Origin of the sequence: Pandoraea sp. PE-S2R-1, assembly GCF_002179865.1 — a bacterium.
Lineage (GTDB): Bacteria > Pseudomonadota > Gammaproteobacteria > Burkholderiales > Burkholderiaceae > Pandoraea.
Genome location: NZ_NGUR01000116.1, coordinates 1 through 575, shown reverse-complemented (window position 1 = coordinate 575; position 575 = coordinate 1). Strand labels below are relative to the sequence as shown.

Sequence of the window (575 nt, the reverse complement as noted above, 5' to 3'; positions counted from 1 at the left end):
ACCCGCCACATGACGGGCCCGGATTGGATCGAAGCCACGATCTGAATCACGTGGATGCGACCGATCCTACCACGCCGGAAAGCTTATGCCAGCAGGCTAAAGGCCCCACAGGCGCCTAGTGTGTGGCGGATGCAACCTCAGGCGGTTCGGGCGCCTGCGCAAAATACTGCACGCTCGCCGGAATCGCGAAGCGGATATCCTCGTCGAGGAACGCGCGCATGAGCGCCAGATTGATGTCTTGCTGCAAATCCATGTACAGGTTGTAGTCGGGACTGAGCACGAAATAGACGACTTCGAAATCGAGTGAGCTGGCGCCGAATTGCTTGAAATGCGCCCGATCGAATCGCGTCTTGCCCGAAGCCTCCACCGCCTGCTTCACCATTGCGGGCACATGCGCGAGCTTGTCCGGCACTGTGTGGTACGTCACGCTGAAGGTGAACACAATGCGTCGCTCGGACATCCGCTTGTAGTTGTGCAGCGTGTTCTTTAGCAGCTCGGTATTGCCACAGACGATCTCCTCGCCGCTCAGGCTGCGAATGCGCGTCGTTTTCAGGCCGATGCGTTCGATGGTGCCC

Annotated in this window: 1 protein-coding gene; it reads right to left on the bottom strand. The window is 59.1% G+C overall.

All coding sequences use genetic code 11. The annotated features are described in order from the left end of the window. Positions 1-115: 115 nt before the first annotated feature. A partial coding sequence (locus CDV44_RS27305) for a mechanosensitive ion channel family protein (protein WP_141118845.1) occupies positions 116-575 on the bottom strand: 460 nt, incomplete at its 5' end.